Annotated in this window: 22 protein-coding genes; 5 read left to right on the forward strand and 17 right to left on the reverse strand. The window is 48.5% G+C overall.

Translation table 11 applies throughout. The features are described from left to right. Positions 1 to 8: 8 nt before the first annotated feature. On the forward strand, positions 9 to 980 hold the full coding sequence (gene cmoB / locus ACN0RF_RS05390; RefSeq protein WP_110012736.1) for a tRNA 5-methoxyuridine(34)/uridine 5-oxyacetic acid(34) synthase CmoB: 972 nt from the start codon (positions 9 to 11) through the stop codon (positions 978 to 980). Positions 981 to 1,001: 21 nt separating this feature from the next. Next, positions 1,002 to 1,895 carry a LysR family transcriptional regulator gene (locus ACN0RF_RS05395; RefSeq protein ID WP_034819822.1) on the forward strand — a complete coding sequence of 298 codons (894 nt, stop codon included), beginning with the start codon at positions 1,002 to 1,004 and terminating at the stop codon, positions 1,893 to 1,895. A 7-nt stretch (positions 1,896 to 1,902) separates the two neighbouring features. Here ACN0RF_RS05395 and galU read toward each other — a convergent pair whose 3' ends face one another. Next, a complete protein-coding gene (gene galU, locus ACN0RF_RS05400; RefSeq protein WP_110012737.1) occupies positions 1,903 to 2,787 on the reverse strand; it encodes a UTP--glucose-1-phosphate uridylyltransferase GalU in 885 nt (294 codons plus the stop codon). Between the two features lie 103 nt (positions 2,788 to 2,890). On the opposite strand from galU, the gene ACN0RF_RS05405 reads away from it, so the two are divergent. Then, positions 2,891 to 3,202 carry a DUF6170 family protein gene (locus tag ACN0RF_RS05405; RefSeq protein WP_011234346.1) on the forward strand — a complete coding sequence of 104 codons (312 nt, stop codon included), beginning with the start codon at positions 2,891 to 2,893 and terminating at the stop codon, positions 3,200 to 3,202. Here ACN0RF_RS05405 and ACN0RF_RS05410 read toward each other — a convergent pair. From ACN0RF_RS05410 to ccmA, 11 genes are all read right to left on the reverse strand, one after another. After that, positions 3,171 to 4,160 carry a response regulator gene (locus ACN0RF_RS05410; RefSeq protein ID WP_417438283.1) on the reverse strand — a complete coding sequence of 330 codons (990 nt, stop codon included), beginning with the start codon at positions 4,158 to 4,160 and terminating at the stop codon, positions 3,171 to 3,173. The genes ACN0RF_RS05405 and ACN0RF_RS05410 overlap by 32 nt on opposite strands. 73 nt (positions 4,161 to 4,233) lie before the next feature. Beyond that, entirely contained in the window at positions 4,234 to 4,980 is a 747-nt protein-coding gene (locus ACN0RF_RS05415; RefSeq protein ID WP_417438284.1) for a VacJ family lipoprotein, read from the reverse strand. Beyond that, complete coding sequence (ccmI, locus tag ACN0RF_RS05420) at positions 4,977 to 6,185, reverse strand: c-type cytochrome biogenesis protein CcmI (protein WP_417438285.1); 1,209 nt, start codon at positions 6,183 to 6,185, stop codon at positions 4,977 to 4,979. Before ccmI ends, ACN0RF_RS05415 begins: the two co-directional genes overlap by 4 nt. Next, positions 6,178 to 6,639 (reverse strand): cytochrome c-type biogenesis protein, encoded by a 462-nt coding sequence (locus ACN0RF_RS05425; RefSeq protein WP_034819809.1) that lies wholly within the window; start codon positions 6,637 to 6,639, stop codon positions 6,178 to 6,180. The genes ccmI and ACN0RF_RS05425 overlap by 8 nt, the downstream gene beginning before the upstream one ends. Then, positions 6,636 to 7,184 (reverse strand): DsbE family thiol:disulfide interchange protein, encoded by a 549-nt coding sequence (locus ACN0RF_RS05430; protein ID WP_417438286.1) that lies wholly within the window; start codon positions 7,182 to 7,184, stop codon positions 6,636 to 6,638. The genes ACN0RF_RS05425 and ACN0RF_RS05430 overlap by 4 nt, the downstream gene beginning before the upstream one ends. Then, positions 7,177 to 9,132 (reverse strand): heme lyase CcmF/NrfE family subunit, encoded by a 1,956-nt coding sequence (locus ACN0RF_RS05435; protein WP_417438287.1) that lies wholly within the window; start codon positions 9,130 to 9,132, stop codon positions 7,177 to 7,179. The genes ACN0RF_RS05430 and ACN0RF_RS05435 overlap by 8 nt, the downstream gene beginning before the upstream one ends. Continuing rightward, positions 9,129 to 9,611: a cytochrome c maturation protein CcmE gene (ccmE, locus tag ACN0RF_RS05440; RefSeq protein ID WP_417438288.1), complete on the reverse strand. Its 483-nt coding sequence runs from the start codon at positions 9,609 to 9,611 to the stop codon at positions 9,129 to 9,131. Before ccmE ends, ACN0RF_RS05435 begins: the two co-directional genes overlap by 4 nt. Continuing rightward, positions 9,595 to 9,825: a heme exporter protein CcmD gene (gene ccmD, locus ACN0RF_RS05445; protein ID WP_011234354.1), complete on the reverse strand. Its 231-nt coding sequence runs from the start codon at positions 9,823 to 9,825 to the stop codon at positions 9,595 to 9,597. The genes ccmE and ccmD overlap by 17 nt, the downstream gene beginning before the upstream one ends. Continuing rightward, positions 9,825 to 10,562: a heme ABC transporter permease gene (locus ACN0RF_RS05450; RefSeq protein ID WP_417438289.1), complete on the reverse strand. Its 738-nt coding sequence runs from the start codon at positions 10,560 to 10,562 to the stop codon at positions 9,825 to 9,827. The genes ccmD and ACN0RF_RS05450 overlap by 1 nt, the downstream gene beginning before the upstream one ends. A gap of 1 nt (position 10,563) precedes the next feature. After that, positions 10,564 to 11,247 (reverse strand): heme exporter protein CcmB, encoded by a 684-nt coding sequence (gene ccmB, locus ACN0RF_RS05455; RefSeq protein ID WP_011234356.1) that lies wholly within the window; start codon positions 11,245 to 11,247, stop codon positions 10,564 to 10,566. Further along, positions 11,244 to 11,900 carry a cytochrome c biogenesis heme-transporting ATPase CcmA gene (gene ccmA / locus ACN0RF_RS05460; RefSeq protein ID WP_417438290.1) on the reverse strand — a complete coding sequence of 219 codons (657 nt, stop codon included), beginning with the start codon at positions 11,898 to 11,900 and terminating at the stop codon, positions 11,244 to 11,246. The genes ccmB and ccmA overlap by 4 nt, the downstream gene beginning before the upstream one ends. A gap of 78 nt (positions 11,901 to 11,978) precedes the next feature. Between ccmA and ACN0RF_RS05465 the strand changes: the two genes are divergently transcribed. Further along, complete coding sequence (locus tag ACN0RF_RS05465; protein WP_417438291.1) at positions 11,979 to 13,616, forward strand: flagellar hook-length control protein FliK; 1,638 nt, start codon at positions 11,979 to 11,981, stop codon at positions 13,614 to 13,616. Further along, a complete protein-coding gene (locus ACN0RF_RS05470; protein ID WP_011234359.1) occupies positions 13,613 to 13,894 on the forward strand; it encodes an EscU/YscU/HrcU family type III secretion system export apparatus switch protein in 282 nt (93 codons plus the stop codon). Before ACN0RF_RS05465 ends, ACN0RF_RS05470 begins: the two co-directional genes overlap by 4 nt. A 6-nt stretch (positions 13,895 to 13,900) precedes the next feature. On the opposite strand, the gene ACN0RF_RS05475 is transcribed toward ACN0RF_RS05470, so the two are convergent. Genes ACN0RF_RS05475 through ACN0RF_RS05495 form a run of 5 tightly spaced genes read right to left on the reverse strand, consistent with a single transcriptional unit; the run spans position 13,901 to position 17,680 of the window. Further along, entirely contained in the window at positions 13,901 to 14,350 is a 450-nt protein-coding gene (locus ACN0RF_RS05475; RefSeq protein ID WP_417438292.1) for a DUF2802 domain-containing protein, read from the reverse strand. Next, complete coding sequence (locus ACN0RF_RS05480; protein WP_011234361.1) at positions 14,351 to 14,854, reverse strand: chemotaxis protein CheW; 504 nt, start codon at positions 14,852 to 14,854, stop codon at positions 14,351 to 14,353. It abuts the gene before it with no gap. 21 nt (positions 14,855 to 14,875) lie between these two features. Continuing rightward, positions 14,876 to 15,727: a chemotaxis protein CheW gene (locus ACN0RF_RS05485; RefSeq protein ID WP_417438293.1), complete on the reverse strand. Its 852-nt coding sequence runs from the start codon at positions 15,725 to 15,727 to the stop codon at positions 14,876 to 14,878. Positions 15,728 to 15,730: 3 nt separating this feature from the next. After that, positions 15,731 to 16,507: a ParA family protein gene (locus ACN0RF_RS05490; RefSeq protein WP_414018544.1), complete on the reverse strand. Its 777-nt coding sequence runs from the start codon at positions 16,505 to 16,507 to the stop codon at positions 15,731 to 15,733. A 12-nt stretch (positions 16,508 to 16,519) separates the two neighbouring features. Further along, a complete protein-coding gene (locus ACN0RF_RS05495; protein WP_417438294.1) occupies positions 16,520 to 17,680 on the reverse strand; it encodes a protein-glutamate methylesterase/protein-glutamine glutaminase in 1,161 nt (386 codons plus the stop codon). Positions 17,681 to 17,682: the final 2 nt, after the last annotated feature.

Here is a 17,682-nt window from a genome sequence, read left to right on the forward strand (position 1 = left end):
GGGATATTATGGTTGATTTCAGTAAAGAACTTCGCGCACTTGTGCAAAGTCCGCACAGCCAGTGGCTGGATACTCTGGCGCCTCAACTTACGGCCTTTAAGAATAACCCTCACGGGAACTTAAAACGCTGGCAGCGGGTTCTAACACAATTGCCAGACTTGACCGCAAAACACGTTAAATTGTCCGATACCGTGCAGATAGGCGAAGCAGATGAGGCCTCTGATGCCGACAGGGCTCGCTTAACCGGCCTACTCCAGCAGTTACAGCCCTGGCGTAAAGGCCCCTTTGATTTATTCGGCGTTTTTATCGATACAGAATGGCGCTCTGACTGGAAATGGCAACGCGTAGCACCACATTTAGATGACCTAAACGGCCGTCAGGTGCTGGACGTTGGCTGTGGGAGCGGGTATCACTTATGGCGGATGCTGGAAGCCGGTGCTGAACACGTTTGGGGAATTGACCCGGGCGAGCTTTTTCTCATGCAATTCAGAGCCATTAGTCAGTTAATGCCTTTGTCCTGGCAGCAACGGGCACACTTTTTCCCGGTTGGTATTGAACATATGCCGGAACTTAAAAGCTTCGATACCGTATTCAGTATGGGTGTGCTTTATCATCGTCGTTCACCTGTTGAATTTTTACAGCAACTCAAGTCTTTAATCCGCCCGGGCGGTCAGTTGGTGTTAGAAACCATTGTTGTGGAAGGTGATGAAACCACCGTCATGATGCCTGGTGAGCGTTACGCGCAAATGCGTAACGTCTGGTTTTTGCCCAGCGCCAGTGCGTTGTCCGTCTGGTTAGAAAGATTAGGGTTCAAAGACATCTCTGTGGTTGACCATAATACTACCTCAATAGATGAACAACGGCGCACAGATTGGATGACCGGCGAGTCGTTAGCCGATTTTCTTGATCCAAATGACACAAATAAGACTATTGAAGGTTACCAGGCACCGATTCGAGCAGTGATTACCGCTCGGGTTTAGCCCCACCGGAGTGGAATCAAGATGAGTGTTTACCGACCGAAATCGACCATTGAGCAATGGCGTATCCTGCAGGCAGTTGTTGACTGTGGCGGTTACGCGCATGCGGCTGAAGCACTGAACAAGAGCCAGTCGTCGCTCAACCACGCTGTTGCCAAACTGCAACAAGTGGTAGGTGTACAGTTATTGGAAGTCAGAGGCCGAAAAGCTCACCTAACCGCGGCGGGTGAAGTTTTGCTTCGCCGCTCTCGTCAGTTAACCAATCTGACCGAAGAAATAGAGCAACTGGCGGATAACCTCGAGCAAGGCTGGGAGCCGGAAGTTAAACTTGCGTTAGAAATGGTATTTGACCGCAGTCTGCTAATTCCTGTGCTGGATGAATTCCAACAGCTTAGTCGGGGCAGTCGACTGATTATCAACGATACCGTGCTTACCGGCACCGTCGAGCAAATTCAGGAACAAACAGCTGATGTCGTTATTACACACCACCTGCCCCGCGGCTTTATCGGAGAGCCTATAGGTCAGTACAGTATGGATTTGGTTTGTCACCCTGAACACCCGTTGGCAAAGCTGGAACAACCTATTAACCAGAACGAGCTGTCTCAATATTTGCAAATAGTCATTCAGGATACCGGCAGCCAGCCGGTAGAAGACGAAGGCTGGTTAAAAGCCGAGCAACGCTGGACGGTAAGCCACTTTGATGAAGCTCTCAGACTCATTCGTAACGGATTAGGTTTTTGCTGGTTGCCAGGCTACATCGCTCAGGAAGATTTAGATTCTGGCAGACTGGCTAAAATAGAAGTTGAGGGAAGCAGTTCGCGCAAAGGCAGTTTGTATATGGTATTACCCAAAGCAGAACTAACCGGACCTTGTGCAAAAACTTTGTCGGAACTGATACTTAAGTACCAGTCCCGTTAAAAGACCTTTATTTCAGAGACTGAATGTAGGCTTTCATGTCGGCACCCAAGTCCGAGTGTCGCAAAGCATGTTCAACAAAAGCCTGAGCGTAGCCTAGTTTGTTGCCACAGTCGTGGCTCTTGCCTTTCATGTAATAAGCATTAACCGGTTGTTTTTCCAACAGCATTGCCATGGCATCAGTCAACTGAATTTCATTGCCTGCCCCCACCGGAGTCTTCTCCAACAGCGGCCATAAATCAGCTGAAAAGACATAGCGACCAACTACGGCTAAATCTGACGGTGCATCTTCAACTGACGGCTTTTCAACCAGTTGAGTAATACCAGCCTGTTCACCCGGACTCAACTCCGCGCCATTAATATCGGCTATGCCATACTTATTGACGTCTTGCTGCGGCACTTTTTCGACCATGACTTGTGAATGCCCGCTTGCTTCAAAGTTTTTCACCATTTCAGCTAAGTTATCGCGATTCAGTTTACAACTGGCTTCATCAACCAGGACGTCAGGTAATACGACGGCAAAAGGCTCATCTCCAATTAATGGACGCGCGCACAGAACGGCATGCCCCAGACCTTTTGCAACACCCTGACGAACATGCATAATTGTGGTTTTTTCAGGACAAATAGCTTTTACTTCAGCCAGCAATTGGCGCTTTACCCTCTGCTCCAGAGTCGTTTCCAGCTCAAAGCTGGTGTCAAAGTGGTTTTCTATCGAGTTCTTACTTGAGTGAGTGACCAGAATGACATCGGTCAAACCTGCAGCGGCGCATTCCTCAACAATGTATTGAATAAGGGGGCGATCGACCAACGGCAACATTTCTTTGGGAATGGCTTTGGTAGCAGGTAACATCCGAGTTCCGAGCCCGGCTACTGGAATAACGACTTTTTTGACCATAACAGCTGTCCTTAAATTCTGTTCACTTCAGAAGCGCAAGTTTATAACCTTTTCCCATGTTATAATGCAACCCAATTAACAAAATTCAAATGAAAGACTGACTATGGCTTTATATTTTTCTTCGCGTCACATTCCGCAACTGTCTAACTACAGCTTTACTCAGCGAGCTATGATTTTATCAATGGCACAGGAAAAAATGCCGGTGCCGCGCCGCCTCATTTGTAATATGGCTAAATTGGTGCCTATTTGTCTTATTTTCTTCTTTATTGTAGAAGTCGAAGGTTGGTGGAAAGTTCCGGCTTTACTAGCGGCAGGTATTGGTTACCCACTATTTACACAACCCATTAATTTGAATATGTCACTGCCATACCTTGATAAAGCCATCAAACAGTTTGAGGCACAGCAGTCACAGTAAGCTCCGTGTTCTCGTGCCCGCAATGCAACTTATGTAAATGTTCTATTCGGTGCTCACGAAAATTGGCGTGCTGCCAGATACCTAACGCCAGGTCGGGTTTTGCTCCCGGCTCTGGCTCAAATTTATCTCCAGCCTGAGCCCATAGCCAACTATGCTTAGTCGTATCCACAATGCCCACCAGAGCATCAAAAGCGGTTCTCACCTGTGAATGACAAAGCTCGTGATTCAAATGCTGTAATAACAACCCAGGTGCAAGCAAGGTATTATCGTGTCCGGACAAATGCTGGCGAATAAGCGGGTCAATAAGAGTTTTTAATACCAGTAAGGGCAGCAGATTCTGCTCAGTAGCATTTTGCGCAGCAGCCATAATGACTAAAACTCTTCCCTCGGTTAAAGGCCGATAGTCAATCCAGATGGGAGCCTTTTCAGAGTCATTAATCGAACAATTAAATTGGTAGCCATTAAGGTTTAATGGCCCGTCCGGCAGCAACTCCTCAACCAGCCGCCCAATGATAACGTCGTCCTGATACAAAATATCAATATGTGCGTCCAGCTCCCACACATCGTGCAGGTAAGTTTCTTCCAATTGGTAACGTTGCAGACAATTCTCGATAGCGTTTTCAATCACACTAAGGTCTTGCACAGGTTTAACCAAATAATCCCAGGCACCAAGGCGAACCGCCTCACGGATATCGGACATCTTTTCAGACGCGGAGATGACAATAATTGGAATTTGAGTACAAACTTTAAGCAGTTGCTCAATGACTTCAAGGCCATCAATGTCGGGTAGTTTTAAATCGCACAGCACAATGTCCGGGCATTCTTCCTGACAAAGCTTAATACCTTGCTTACCATCATCAGCACAACACACATCATAACCGCTATTTACCAGATACTGTCTGACGACAGACTGAAATACCGGATCGTCTTCAATTAATGCGATGTGTGCTCGGGGCATTGTCACTTCTTAGTTATGACTCATGCCCTAAGCATTGTTCAGGAATGGCTAATCGTCAATAAGACTCGTCGACTCATTCGTCGTAATCATCGAAGTCTTCGTCGAAGTCATCGTCAAAGTCATCAAAGTTTTCTTCTTCAATCGGCGGGTTACCATCAAACACTTGATCCTGCCAGCGCTGATAATAAACGTCTTTAACAAAAGAGTAAGGGTCGAGAGAGTTTTCCAGTACTTGTTCCTGATCACGCAGGCGCAAGCGTGTTTCCAGACCTTTTATTGCGTAACGAGCCACGTCTACCGGCCAGCTCAACAGTGGGTACGGAAAATACTGACCGTCGGCATAGTCACCACCCCGGTCTACCACAACGGTTGGGCCTAAAAGCGGCAACATTAAATAAGGGCCTTCAGGCACGCCCCATACCGCTAATGTCTGACCAAAGCTTTCTTCACGTCTGGTGAGACCCATTGGGGTTGCTACATCAAACAGACCGACCAGGCCAACCGTCGAGTTAACCACAAACCGTCCCAGTGAAATGCCGGCATCGGCCACTTTCCATTGCAACAGATTGTTTACAAAAGACGAGGGTTCATCGAGGTTCTCTACTGCATTGTATAACGATGAACGAATTGGCTGAGGAATATATTCGTAAGTTTCAGCGGCTGGTTTTAGCACCGCTTTATCAACATCGCGGTTAAATTCCCACATATCACGGTTAAAATCTTCAAACGGGTCACGTGGATCGGCATAAGGGTCTTCAGGTGTCGATGAACACCCAACCATAAACAGGGAAAGTAGTATTAAAAAACCATATTTTTTCATTCGTCAATCCGGGTCGATAAAGTCAAAGTTAATTCAGTTGATCCTTCAGCTTGTATAGCGACAGTCTCAGCTTCCAGATCACCCACCTGGCGATCGATTTTCTCATCTTGCGAAATACGCGCATGCACCAACCACTCGTCGAGGTCACTCAACTTGTAGTCCGGTAACATAGCATTATTATTCGATAAGGTTACCGTAATGGGGAACTCACTGACAGGCTGGCGTACAACCGCCGCCGGCATGGGCTGTTCAGAACCTGTGACATAAACAAAAACTGTACCGTCAGCAGGTAAATGATGGCGCATATTGTCACTTATTTCGACAGTAATCTGTAATTGAATCTCAGCATTTTCCTGCTGGCTTTTTGCGTTTTCCAGTGCATTAACAACCGCCTGGTATCTACTGGAACTTTCCGGTAAACGCTCTTTTAATAATTGCCACGCATTAATAGCCTGCTCCCAGTCCTGACGCTCGAAGGCCACAAACCCCAGTAATGACAAGGCTTCGATATTGTCAGGTTCCTGCTGCAGTGCATGGGCTAGCATGCGAGCCGCTTTAGGCTGCCCGCCTTCTGTTCCGGACATTAATAAAAACCGGCTGTAACTGACTAAGGTGTTTACTCTGTCAGGCTCAAGCTCCAGGGCTTTTTGAAAAGCTTCATCGGCGTCTTCAGCGGCTCCCAGATCAACCATTAATCCAGCATAAATCCACCAGGCAACTGCGTCATCTGGTTCCCGCATCAGCTTTTGCCGTAAACCCAACGCAAAGGTATTTAAGTCTTCGCGGCTGGCCTGCTGGTTCTGTTGCTGCAAAAGGGTTTTTCCTAACTCCGGCAACTGTTTGCGCGCATCTTCCGCCTGCAGTTGCAGCTGCCAGCTACCAAAAGCCCAATAAAGCCCTGCTGACATCACCACCAATAATACAATTGGCACAATAAGCGGGGCCCGACGCCAGGTAACGCTTTCTTCAACGTCCTGACTGTCATTCAGAAAGGTCTTATCCAGCTCCTGCTTTGCATGCTGATAATCTTCTTCCGGCAGCCCATGTTGAGAACGCTCATCTTCAAGCTCTGAAAGGCGTTGTTCATACCAGCGCTGATTCTCATCCTGACGTCTCTGATAACGGCGCTGCTTTCCTGTAGCCAAAAATACGAATACCACAGCAACGAGCAACATCAACACCATTAGTAACCATAAACTACTCATCGCCCGACTTCCTCAATTGCTGTAAACGTTCACGTTCTTCCGGTGTTAATTCAACTGCCGCTTTTTTCTTGCGGGTTAAGCCAATGGCAACGCCAATACCAATAACAACAATCAGCAAAGGCCCCCACCAAAGAACACTGGTGACCGTTGTAAAAGGTGGCTGGTAATGCACAAAATCACCATAACGGGCGACCATAAACTGGATAATTTCTTCCCGTGACTTGCCCTCTTTTAGCATCTGATAGCTACGGTCCCGCATATCTTCAGCTAAAGGCGCATTAGAGTCAGCAATATTTTGATTCTGACACTTAGGGCAACGCAGCTCTTTGGTCAGCTGTTGGTAGGTTGCACGCTGTTGTTCATTATCAAACTGATAACTGTTTTCATTTTCTGCCGACGCTGCAGAAATCAATACAAACACAGCGGCAACAGTCACTAGCAATGAGCGGATCATTCGGCCTCCTCCAGCAATTGCTGGTATATGCCTTGCAGTTTATTTGACCAGTTGCGTTCATTCACGTCACCCACATGGCGGTAACGTACTACCCCTTTATGGTCAATAAAATAGGTTTCTGGTGCGCCATAAACACCAAATTCAAACGCAACCTCGCCTTTCGGGTCGAATAAATTAACGATATAGGGGTCACCCAGCGTATTCAGCCAGTTAACGGCCTTTTCCCGGGAGTCGTCTTTATAATTGAGACCCACAATAGGCACATCTCTTGATGCTAACTCATTGAGAAACTCGTGCTCGGCGCGGCAGGTAGGACACCAGGTCGCCCATACGTTAAGCAGCAGCGGGCCCTCGTGTAACACCGACTGGTCGTAAGTTACCTCGGTTTCGTACAAATCGCGTGCCTTAAACTGGGGTACGGGCTCATTTATCAGTGCTGAATCCAGCTCGGTCGGATCGCTGCCAAGGCCTTTAAGTAAAAAGACCACCAAACCAGCGAATAAAACCAGCGGACCAAATAGGATCAACCAACGAAACTTAGTCATTGGTTATCTCCTTTTTACCGCGCTTCCGATACCGTTTGTCGGCCAATGCCATAGCACCACCTATTGCCATAATAATAGCCCCCAGCCAAATCCAGCGGACAAAAGGCTTGATATAGAAACGAATGGCCCAGGTTTCATCATCCAGCGGCTCGCCCATAGCAATATAGATATCGCGCAGTAAGCTCGCATCCAGTCCTACTTCCGTCATACTGGTGCGTTGTACCCGGTAAAAACGTTTCTCGCTGGTTAACTGCGTTACTTTCTGCCCGTCTTTGTAAACCGTAAATAATCCCTCGTCGGCATCGTAGTTAGGTCCTTCCCGATGCTGCAGGCTTTCGAACGCCACTTTATAACCGATAACTTCAACCGATTGCCCCGGAGCAAGCGCAATATCACGTTCCTGTTCATAATTTGAAACCAGCGTAATACCAATGAGCGTTACAGCAAAACCTAAATGCCCCAGAACCATTCCCCAGTGGCTACCCGATATTTTGGTCAGCCCGGCCCAGCCCTGTTTCTGTTGTTTTACTGTTTGCTGCACTTCGGTCAATGTAGCCAGAGCCACCCAAAATGCCAGAAACAGAGCGATAACCACTAATGCAGGTAATTCGTCTGCCCAAATCTTAGGAAGGGTGTAAGCCAGAATCAGCGCCAAAGAAAGCGCTAAGGCCAGTGGCTTCAGAAGTGGTTTCATAGCTTGTCTGCGCCAACGCATTAAAGGACCAAGGCCCAGCATTAATGCAAACGGGATAACCAGCCAGCTATAAATTCCATTGAAGAAGGGTTCACCAATAGAAATGGTACCCAGACCGATCTCTTTATGAACCAGAGGTAACATGGTTCCCAGGAACACAACCACCATGGCAGCCATTAATAAGACATTGTTACCCAGCAGCATAACTTCTCGTGACAGCAGTTCATAACGGCTGTAACTTTGCATTTTGCCTGCACGCAGGCCATACAAAATAAGCGAGCCACCGACAACCAGCCCCAGCAGTATCAGAATAAACAAGCCGCGGGTGGGGTCGGATGCAAACGCGTGCACCGAAACCAAAACACCAGAACGCACCAAAAAGGTGCCCAACAAGCTTAAACTGAAAGCTGATATAGCCAGCAATACTGTCCAGGACTTAAAACTGCCCCGTTTTTCGGTTACGGCAAGGGAATGCAGTAATGCCGTTCCTACCAGCCATGGCATAAAGCTCGCGTTTTCAACCGGGTCCCAGAACCACCAGCCACCCCAGCCAAGTTCGTAATATGCCCACCAGCTACCAATGGCTATACCCAGGGTCAGGAAAATCCATGCAGCGAGAGTCCAGGGCCGCGACCAGCGTGCCCAGGCAGCATCAAGCTTGCCGGACAATAAAGCAGCAATAGCAAAAGCGAAAGCGACGGAGAACCCGACGTAGCCCATATACAGCAACGGCGGATGAATGATCATGCCGGGATCTTGCAGTAGTGGATTAAGGTCGCGCCCGTCCACCGGTATTAACGGCAAGCTCCGGTCAAACGGATTCGAAACCGTTAGCATAAACAAATAGAAGCCAATACTGACCAGGCCCAGAATAGCAAGTACTCGGGCTATCATCGGCAATGGCATTGAGCGGGAGAATATCGCGACTGCCGCTATCCAACCTGCCTGCATTAGCATCCATAGAAGAAAAGAGCCTTCATGTGAGCCCCAGACAGCCGTCACCCTATACGCAACTGGCAGCTGAGTATTCGAGTTTGCCGCAACATAAGCGATACTAAAGTCGTTGCTGACAAAGCCCCAGACTAATAAAGCAAAAGCAATAGCAGTAAAGAAAAACTGCCCGTAAGCAAACGGCCGGGCTAATGCCATCATGCCGCCGTTGCCTTTTGCCGCACCCCATAAAGGATAAACCGCCAGTAGTACAGAAAAAGCCAGCGCAATGGCTATGGCAAGATGTCCTGCTTCAGCAATCATTGCCCTTCACCTTCTTCAACTGTATTTGGGTTTACATGTTTGATGCCTTTCATCTGCTCTGCCAATTCCGGCGGCATATATTCTTCGTCGTGCTTAGCCAGAACTTCACTGGCTTTTAACACGGTAGGCTCAATCAGTTCACCCTGAGCGACAATGCCTTGCCCCTCGCGGAATAAGTCCGGCAAAATCCCCTGATATAACACGGTAACTTCAGGCCCGATATCTGTGACTTTAAAAGAAACTTCCAGAGTTTCTCTGTTGCGCTCTACTGAACCTTCAACCACCATGCCGCCAACTCGCATTCGCTGGCCAACCTGAGGCTTTTGTTTATCCTTGCCCTTACCTTCAACCAGCTCAGAGGGGGTATAAAACAGATCGATACTTTGGCTTAATGCATACAACATCAGTCCCGTTGCTACCGAAACCCCAATCACTAAAATAGCGACCCAGGTTAAGCGTTGTTTACGTCTTGGGTTCATTACCGTCTCCTACTGCTGCACGGTTGGCTGTGCGTCTGGCTAAGCGCTGTTGACGCTGTTGTAACTGCCGGCTTTTCTTAACCAACTGTCGTTTTGCCAATAAAGTTTCTAACGCAACTCCGGCAAGAACAACAAAACTCAAAAAGAATGACAACCAAACATAAAGTCCGTAACCACCCATAGCGACGAAGTCAGTAAAACTATCAAAAGCCATTAGTCTTGCTCCAGCCGTTGCTGTGCCCAGGGGCGGTGTAATTCGTGTCTTAGTATCTCATTTTTTAACCGCATCATCACTAAGGATACGGTTAAAAACGCAAAGCCGGCCAAACAGATTAATAACGGAATTAACATACTGGTTGCTATCGAAGGTCGTTCAAACTTGGTAATGGTCGCGCCCTGATGCAGAGTGTTCCACCATTCCACCGAAAAATGGATGATGGGCAAATTGATAACCCCCACTAAAGATAAAATAGCCGCGGCCTTGGCACCGGTTCTGGCGTCATCGAAAGCAAAATACAAAGCCATAACGCCGACATAAAGAAACAACAAAATCAGTTCAGAGGTCAGTCTTGCATCCCACACCCACCAGGTGCCCCACATGGGTTTGCCCCAAATAGCCCCGGTTAATAAGGCAACAATGGTTAGTGCCGCCCCGACAGGCGCAATTGCTGGAATAGCCCATTCCGCTGTTTTTATCTGCCAGATGAGCGCAATGCCTCCCATAATGGCCATGCCCATATAAGCACCCATAGAAAAAATTGCCGCCGGTACATGCAGGAAAATAATTCGGTAACTGTCGCCCTGCTGATAATCTCCCGGAGCAAATGCCAGTCCCCAAATTACGCCGGTAATAAGGGTTACAAGTGTTAATGCCACAAACCATGGCAGCAGCTTTTGCAACAGATTATAAGTTGCTTCGGGTTTTGCGTAAGGATGTAACCATCGCCACATATCAATTCACACTCATTCTAATGCCAGCTGCTACAGCCAGCGGAGCCAATGTTACGGTTAAAACTGAAATTGCCGCCAGTATCGCTAACTGACCATGAACTGCAAGCCCCATTGAGGCATTTTCGACTGCTGCCGTGGCAAATATCAATAAGGGAATAAAAAGCGGGATTAAAATTAAACTGACCAGCGAACTTCCACGCTGAACCTGCAGAGTTAATGCCGCACCAATAGCTCCCAACGCACTTAATGCCGGAGTTCCCAGCAACAAAGTTAGCGCCAGTGCCCACCACCCCTGTAACGGTAAACTCAACAGCAAAGCCAGAACGGGCGACAGAATAACCAGCGGTAAACCACTTAACAGCCAGTGCGCCGTCATTTTCGCCGTAACCGTAAAGGCCAGAGGCTGCGGCAATAAACACAGCTGCTCCAGGGTGCCGTCCTGAAAATCATCGCGAAACAAACGTTCAAGCCCCAGCAAGCTGGCAAGTAAAGCGGCTACCCAAATAATTCCGGGGGCAATACGAGCCAAAATATCGGGACCAGGGCCAATGCCTAGCGGAAACAACGTCACAACCATTAATAAAAAGAGCAAAGGGTTTAAGGCATCGCTGCGTCGCCGTGCGGCTATTCTAAGATCCCGCTTCAGCAGAGTTAACCAGGTTTGTCTGTTGGAAAGTTGGCTCATAGCGCCTCGCCCCGGTATTCCAGAGACAGTTTTTCAGGCGTTAAACCTGACAAAGTCAGTGACTGATGCGAGGTAAAAATAATGGTGCCACCTGCATCTAAATGCTCGACAAAGCGTTGTTGTAATAAAGCGATTCCCTGTACATCCAACGCGGTAAAGGGCTCGTCTAATATCCACAGCGAAGCCTGCGTCGCCCATAACCGAGTTAATGCAACTCGGCGTTGCTGCCCGGCAGACAGTCGCGTGGTTAATTCGTCTTCTAAACCCAGCAACCCAAGCTTCTCGAGCAAGTCCCAGGCATCAACGTCTTGCACAGAGGATAACTGTTGCTGCCAGTGAAAGTTCTCCAGCGCACTTAGCTCGCCTTTAACCGCGGCTTTGTGCCCGATAAATAGTAACTGCTGACAATACTCTGACCAATTTTGGTTGAGCGGCTGACCGTCAAAATATACGACGCCGTTGGAGGGTCCCAACAATCCGGTGAGAATTCGCAGTAACGACGATTTTCCGGCACCATTAGGCCCGCTAACCTGCCACAGCTGGCCCGCACTCACTGAAAAGTCGAGATTTTCAAATAATACTCGCCCGCCACGGATTGAGCTTAGCTGCTCTGCGTGCAATAGTGGGCTGTTGGTGGAAGCAACTTGTGTCATGCGGATTTTACAACCGGAACCTTACTGGTAAGCTGACGCAAATGCCCAAGATTCTACCATAAAAATTAGGTAAAGCGCATGGCTGATATTAAGCAACTGTTACAACAAATGATGGCTTCTCCGGAACGAACTTTAGCTCGTGCCGAGCAGCAGCAATTGTCCAGTCTAATGCGTATTTTCAGCGGCTCAGCCTCTAGTGGCAATTCAGCCGCAGCCACAACTCAGGCTCCACAACAGAGCAATATTCCGACGCCCTCGATAAATGCAGGCTCGCTTAATCAGGCAAATACAACCCGGTTACTCGCCCAATTATTGGTTCAGATCAGTTTACCGGTAACTTTTGAGCCCGCGAAAGGCCAGCAACCACCTCGTATTCAGGGTAACAACTGGCAATGGCCTAACCCGCCCAAAAGTATTCAGCCGCCACTAACGGTGGCAACGAAATTGCAACTGACAATAACTCAGCCAGATCCCAAACAGCCGATAGTTCGTGTAGCCCTTAGCACTGGTGCAACAAAACCAGTGGCTGTTGCAGAGGTGCCGGTAACCCAACTGCCACATAAGTTGATTAAAGCCTTTGTTGAGCAAGGTCGGGTTGCTACGGTGCAACCGACACCGCAACAGCCGCTAACAGCAAAGCCAGGTACCCAGCCAGTTAACCCGCCAGTGAGTCAACCAAACACCGCTGCCCAGCCCTCGCCAGCGCAAAAAGTGTCGATACCCACGGCAACCGGGTTAGCAATAAAACAGGCTCAGCAAATAACACCCAAACAATTTCAACAGGCATTGCAGAACTTTATACCGCAAAGCCTGCGGCCTTCGCCCTCCTCAACGAGCACGACTGAAAGCGTTCAGCAGCCGACGGCCCGATTGTCAGCGGAAGCAGCAAGAGAAGCAGTTCAGTCGCCACCTAAGGCTTTACAACAGCTTTTAGTCAGAGTACTTCAGCAAATGCCAACACCGGATTCCATGCAGCGCCCCCAGGCCTTGCAGAGCTGGGTCAGCGACTGGTTTGCGGCGCGCCCGGTCAGCGCTCAACCCAGTCAGCAAATGGGAGGATTAGGGCAAATGCTAATGACGCTGCTGGGCCTTGCAATGCAGCAGCAACCGGAAACGACCAGCAGTAGTAGTGCTGCAAGAACCTCACCAAATCAGTTTACTCAGGCCTTTATTCAGCAGGTGCTTAACCCTGCCCCTGAAAATGCAGGCGAAGTGCGCGAGCGCATTAATGCCCTGTTGCAACAATTACCGCAACAACAGTTGCAGCGACTATTACAGCTCTTTACCGGCATCCTCAACTCGGCGCAAAGCAGTCAGGCCAGATTGCAGGATTCACCTCCTCAACAACCGGAATATTACATTCTGCTACCCGCTGATACACAAAAACCACAGCAGCATGAACTGCTTATTCGCAGTGAGCGCGAAAGCAGCAATAAAGAGAGTAACGGTCGCACCTTATGGTTATTTACTCTGCGCTTTGAACTGGAAAGTACCGGGCCTTTGCTGGTTAAAGGTCGCTATCACCCACAAGGGTCATCGGTTGACTTCTACACCGAAACGAAGGCGGCGCAAAAAGTGGTTGAGAGTAATGTCGAAAAGCTTGAAAAAAGGCTTGCCGAACTGGAGGTTAACAGCGTTAAGCTTCGGGTGCAGCAAGGCAAAATTCCGGACAATCTGGCACAGCAGCATAGCGGTATTATTCGGGTGACAGTATGAGTGACAAGAAAGAAAAACAAGCGATAGGTTTATCTTACGACGGCTTTAATGCGCCCAAAGTCATAGCCCGGGGATTTGACGAACTTGCTGAAGAAATTATTGCCGTTGCAAAAGAGCATGGCGTTTTAGTCCATGAAGATCCTCTGCTGTCCGATTCGCTGGCCAAACTGAATGTGGGTGATGAAATTCCACGGGAGCTCTACATTATTATTGCGGAAATTATCGCTTTCGCATACTTACTGGATGGCAAGTTCCCAAGACAATGGGAGGAGGGTTAAACTGGTTTATGCGCCTTTCTTGTGCAACGAGGTTAATAACTCAGCCTCAGCCTGCGGCAGGTCGCATTCCTGCATCAGTTCTTCAACACTGGCTCCGCTCGCCACTAACTTAGCTGCGCGCTGATAAAGCTTACTACCAGGGTCCTGCTCCGCAACCTCTTGCAACCTTTGCTGTAACTGCTGTTGTTCCTCGTTTAGCTGCACAACTTGCTGCTGCAACTGAGCTACCACGTGTTGCTGAGCAAAGTCAGTTTTTGGGGGTGCTTCAGAGGGTTGTTTGAACTGTTCTCGTAGCGACAACACTTCACTGGCAGTTTCTGTCAGCATAAGCAAACGTTGCTGCTGACGCTCAATGAGCTCAGCTTGCCGCCGCGAGGTAATAACCACCGCGACTAAAGCAATAAGCGCCAGCCCGAGAGCCAGCGCTGAAATAGCAAATAACCAGTTCGTCATCATTTAGCTCAGACGGGAAATTTCATCCCACTCTTCATCGGTGAGCATTTTATCCAGGTCAACCAGAATCAAGAGTTCGTCATCGCGGTTACTTACACCCTGAATAAAGCGAGCACTCTCGTCAGTACCCACATTCGGAGCGCTATCAATTTCAGAAGTTTTCAGATAAACCACCTCGGCAACACTATCGACCAGTATGCCAATAACCTGCTGTTCAGACTCAATGATCACAATACGTGAATTGTCAGTGACTTCGGTTGTCTGCAAGCCAAAGCGAAGGCGCGTATCAATAACTGTAACCACGTTACCGCGCAAATTGATAATACCTAATACATAACTGGGTGCGCCGGGTACGGGAGCAATTTCGCTGTAGCGCAGCACTTCCTGAACCTGCATTACATTGATACCGTAAGTTTCCTGTTCCAGCTGGAAAGTTACCCACTGCAGAACTTCGTCATTCCCATCAACGTCAGTTTCATTCTTGATAGCGCGATTATCTTTACTCATCTCTTACTCCGCCATGCGTTATTAATCTTGCTGGATATGTCCCAGACCTTTATCCAGAAGTGTAATCAATGCGTTAACATCCAGCAATGCACACATTCTGTCACGGACAACCCCGGCAAGCCAGGGTCGCTTATTATTTGATTCCTTACGCCACTGAATCGATTGTGGCTGCAAAGGTTCACTGGTCACTAATTCCTCACACAACAGTCCCCATGGGCTGTCATTCAAAGTAATTAGATACTGATAATCTAAACTCTCTTCCAGCTCCGGCGTACATTTTTCCGGCATGACCCAACGAGCCGTATCAACCACCTGCAATTTATTGTCACGCTCGGTCATAATACCGCGGAACCACTTAGGTTTTCCCATCAGCGGACTAATTTTGCCCAGTTGATGGATGCCCCCCAAGCTTTTTAGCGGCACGGCCAGAGTTAAACCTGCCACTTTAAAAAATAATGCCTGAAAGTCCTGTTCCATATACTCTGACATCGCATCGGGAAGTGGCTCCGCTGGAGGTTCAGAAACCTCAAAAACTTCAGTCTCCACTTCTGTTTCGGTGTCAGTATGTACTTCCGTATCAATGTCTGTCTCAGTGGTTGTCAGGTCAACAGTTTCTGCTTCAACTTCTGTTACCGTTTCAACCTCTGGTTCTTTATAGCTATCGTCCGCTTTTGCAGAAACTAAAGGTAATAAATCCTGTTCACGGTTTAAGCTAACCGTTTCTTCCTCAGCAACCGCCTGAATTTTCGGTGCCGCTTGCTCTAACAACCGTTTAACCGGTTCATTGTCAAACTCAACCGTTTCTTCCTCAAGCAGTAAAGCGTTGAGGTATTCTGCCATAGCGGCTTCACTGTTATCGCGTTTAGTTGTCATAAATCAACGCTCTTCCAGCTGCTTCAAATTAGTTAATAGTGACTGGTAAGCCAACACCCCTCGCGATTTCGGTGCATAAGCAGAAGGCGTGAGCTGCTCATTAGAGGCATCGCGGAATTTCGTATCTATTGGGATCATGCCATTCCAGACCGAGCGACCATAACGTGCAATGAGCTTCTTATACGTTTGCAAAGATGCATTGGTTCGTTTGTCATAAAGTGTTGGGATAATCGTATAAGCGTAATTCTCGCCGCGAGACTTATGAACTAGTGTCAAGGTTCGCATCATGCGCTCTAACCCTTTTAGCGCTAAAAACTCGGTTTGAACTGGAATCAATACTCTCTGGCAACAGGCAAGTGCGTTGACCATAAGAACACCCAGCACCGGCGGCACATCAATAAGCACATAGTCGAAATCGTCAGCGATCATTGCCAGGCCACGTTTTAAGACCAGTCCCATGCCGTCCTGAGTACCAAGTTTACGATCCAGCGTAGCCAGGGCCATAGTGGCAGGCATAACACTCAGATGCTTAAACTGGGTAGACAAAATACTGCGGCGCATCAAATCTGCGGTTACAACTTTGCCTGCGCTGAAGACATCGAAGGAGCCGGACTCCAACGATTCTGAATCAATGCCAAAATAATAGGTTAATGACGCATGGGGATCAGTATCAATACAAAGGACTCGCTTACCCTGTTCAGCCAATAGGCCTGCCAGCGCAACGGTTGTGGTGGTCTTTCCGACCCCACCTTTTTGATTAGCTACCGTCCATACGATCATTCACTCATCCTGCTATAAGCCGCTGTAACCGACTTCTTTCATAATAGCCTTTGCCATTCCTTCGAGACTGATACTGCGGGTTGAAATGCCCGCTTGGGCTACCGCTTGTGGCATCCCGTATACAACGCAGCTAGCCTGATCCTGAGCCCAAATAGTCGCGCCCTGGTCTTTCAGCATAAGTGAGCCATCACGCCCGTCTGCTCCCATGCCGGTTAAAATCACGCCCAGCACTTTGCCCATATAGGTTTTCGATAAGCTGGCAAAGGTTAAATCGACACTCGGCTTATAAGTAATGCGCCCGCTAGTGTCATCTTTTATTCTTAGTCTTGCGCTACCCGGGCGGCCTTCAACCATCATCTGTTTGCCACCTGGCGCTAAATACGCGGTTCCGGCTTTTAGCACATCACCGTCTTCGGCTTCTTTAACATGCACCTGACACAGACCATCCAGACGCTGTGAAAAGGCCTTGGTAAAAGCCGCAGGCATGTGTTGAACCATAACAATAGGGTAAGGAAAATTGCCGGGCAATTGGGTGAGTATTTTTTGCAATGCAACAGGGCCACCGGTTGAGGTTCCTATCGCCAGTAATTGATAAGCCCGGTTTATTGTTAATGCGCCAGCCGATGTCGCTGTCCGCGCATCACTTTCGCGCTGACTTTGCAGCTCATTATTACGTTGCCGAATACGATCCAGCGCTGTAGTGGGCTCTGACGGACGTTCCGGTTGCTTGGCAACAGGCGGCGGTGTTGATGGCCGCGCAGACGTTCGACTTACCGGCTGCCTCGCAATCGCTAAAACGCGATCCTGCAGAGTTTTTACTGCCTCGTCGCGGTTACGGGCGATATCTTCAAATTTCTTCGGCAGAAAGTCCGCGGCTCCCGCCTCGAGTGCGTTCAGCGTTGCTGTCGCTCCCTCATGAGTCAGCGAACTGAACATCAAAATAGGACAAGGATTGCTGCTCATAATGGCTTTAACAGCATCAATACCGTTCATTACCGGCATCTCAATATCCATGGTGATAACGTCCGGCTTAAGGATCCGGCTTTGTTCTACCGCTTCTTCGCCATTATTCGCACTACCAATCACTTTAATGTTGGTATTGTCTTCTAAAATCTCAGTTACCCGGCGCCTGAAAAACGCCGAGTCGTCTACCACGAGAACTTTTACAGTCATGA

This window comes from Idiomarina sp. (genome assembly GCF_048260185.1).
Lineage (GTDB): Bacteria > Pseudomonadota > Gammaproteobacteria > Enterobacterales > Alteromonadaceae > Idiomarina.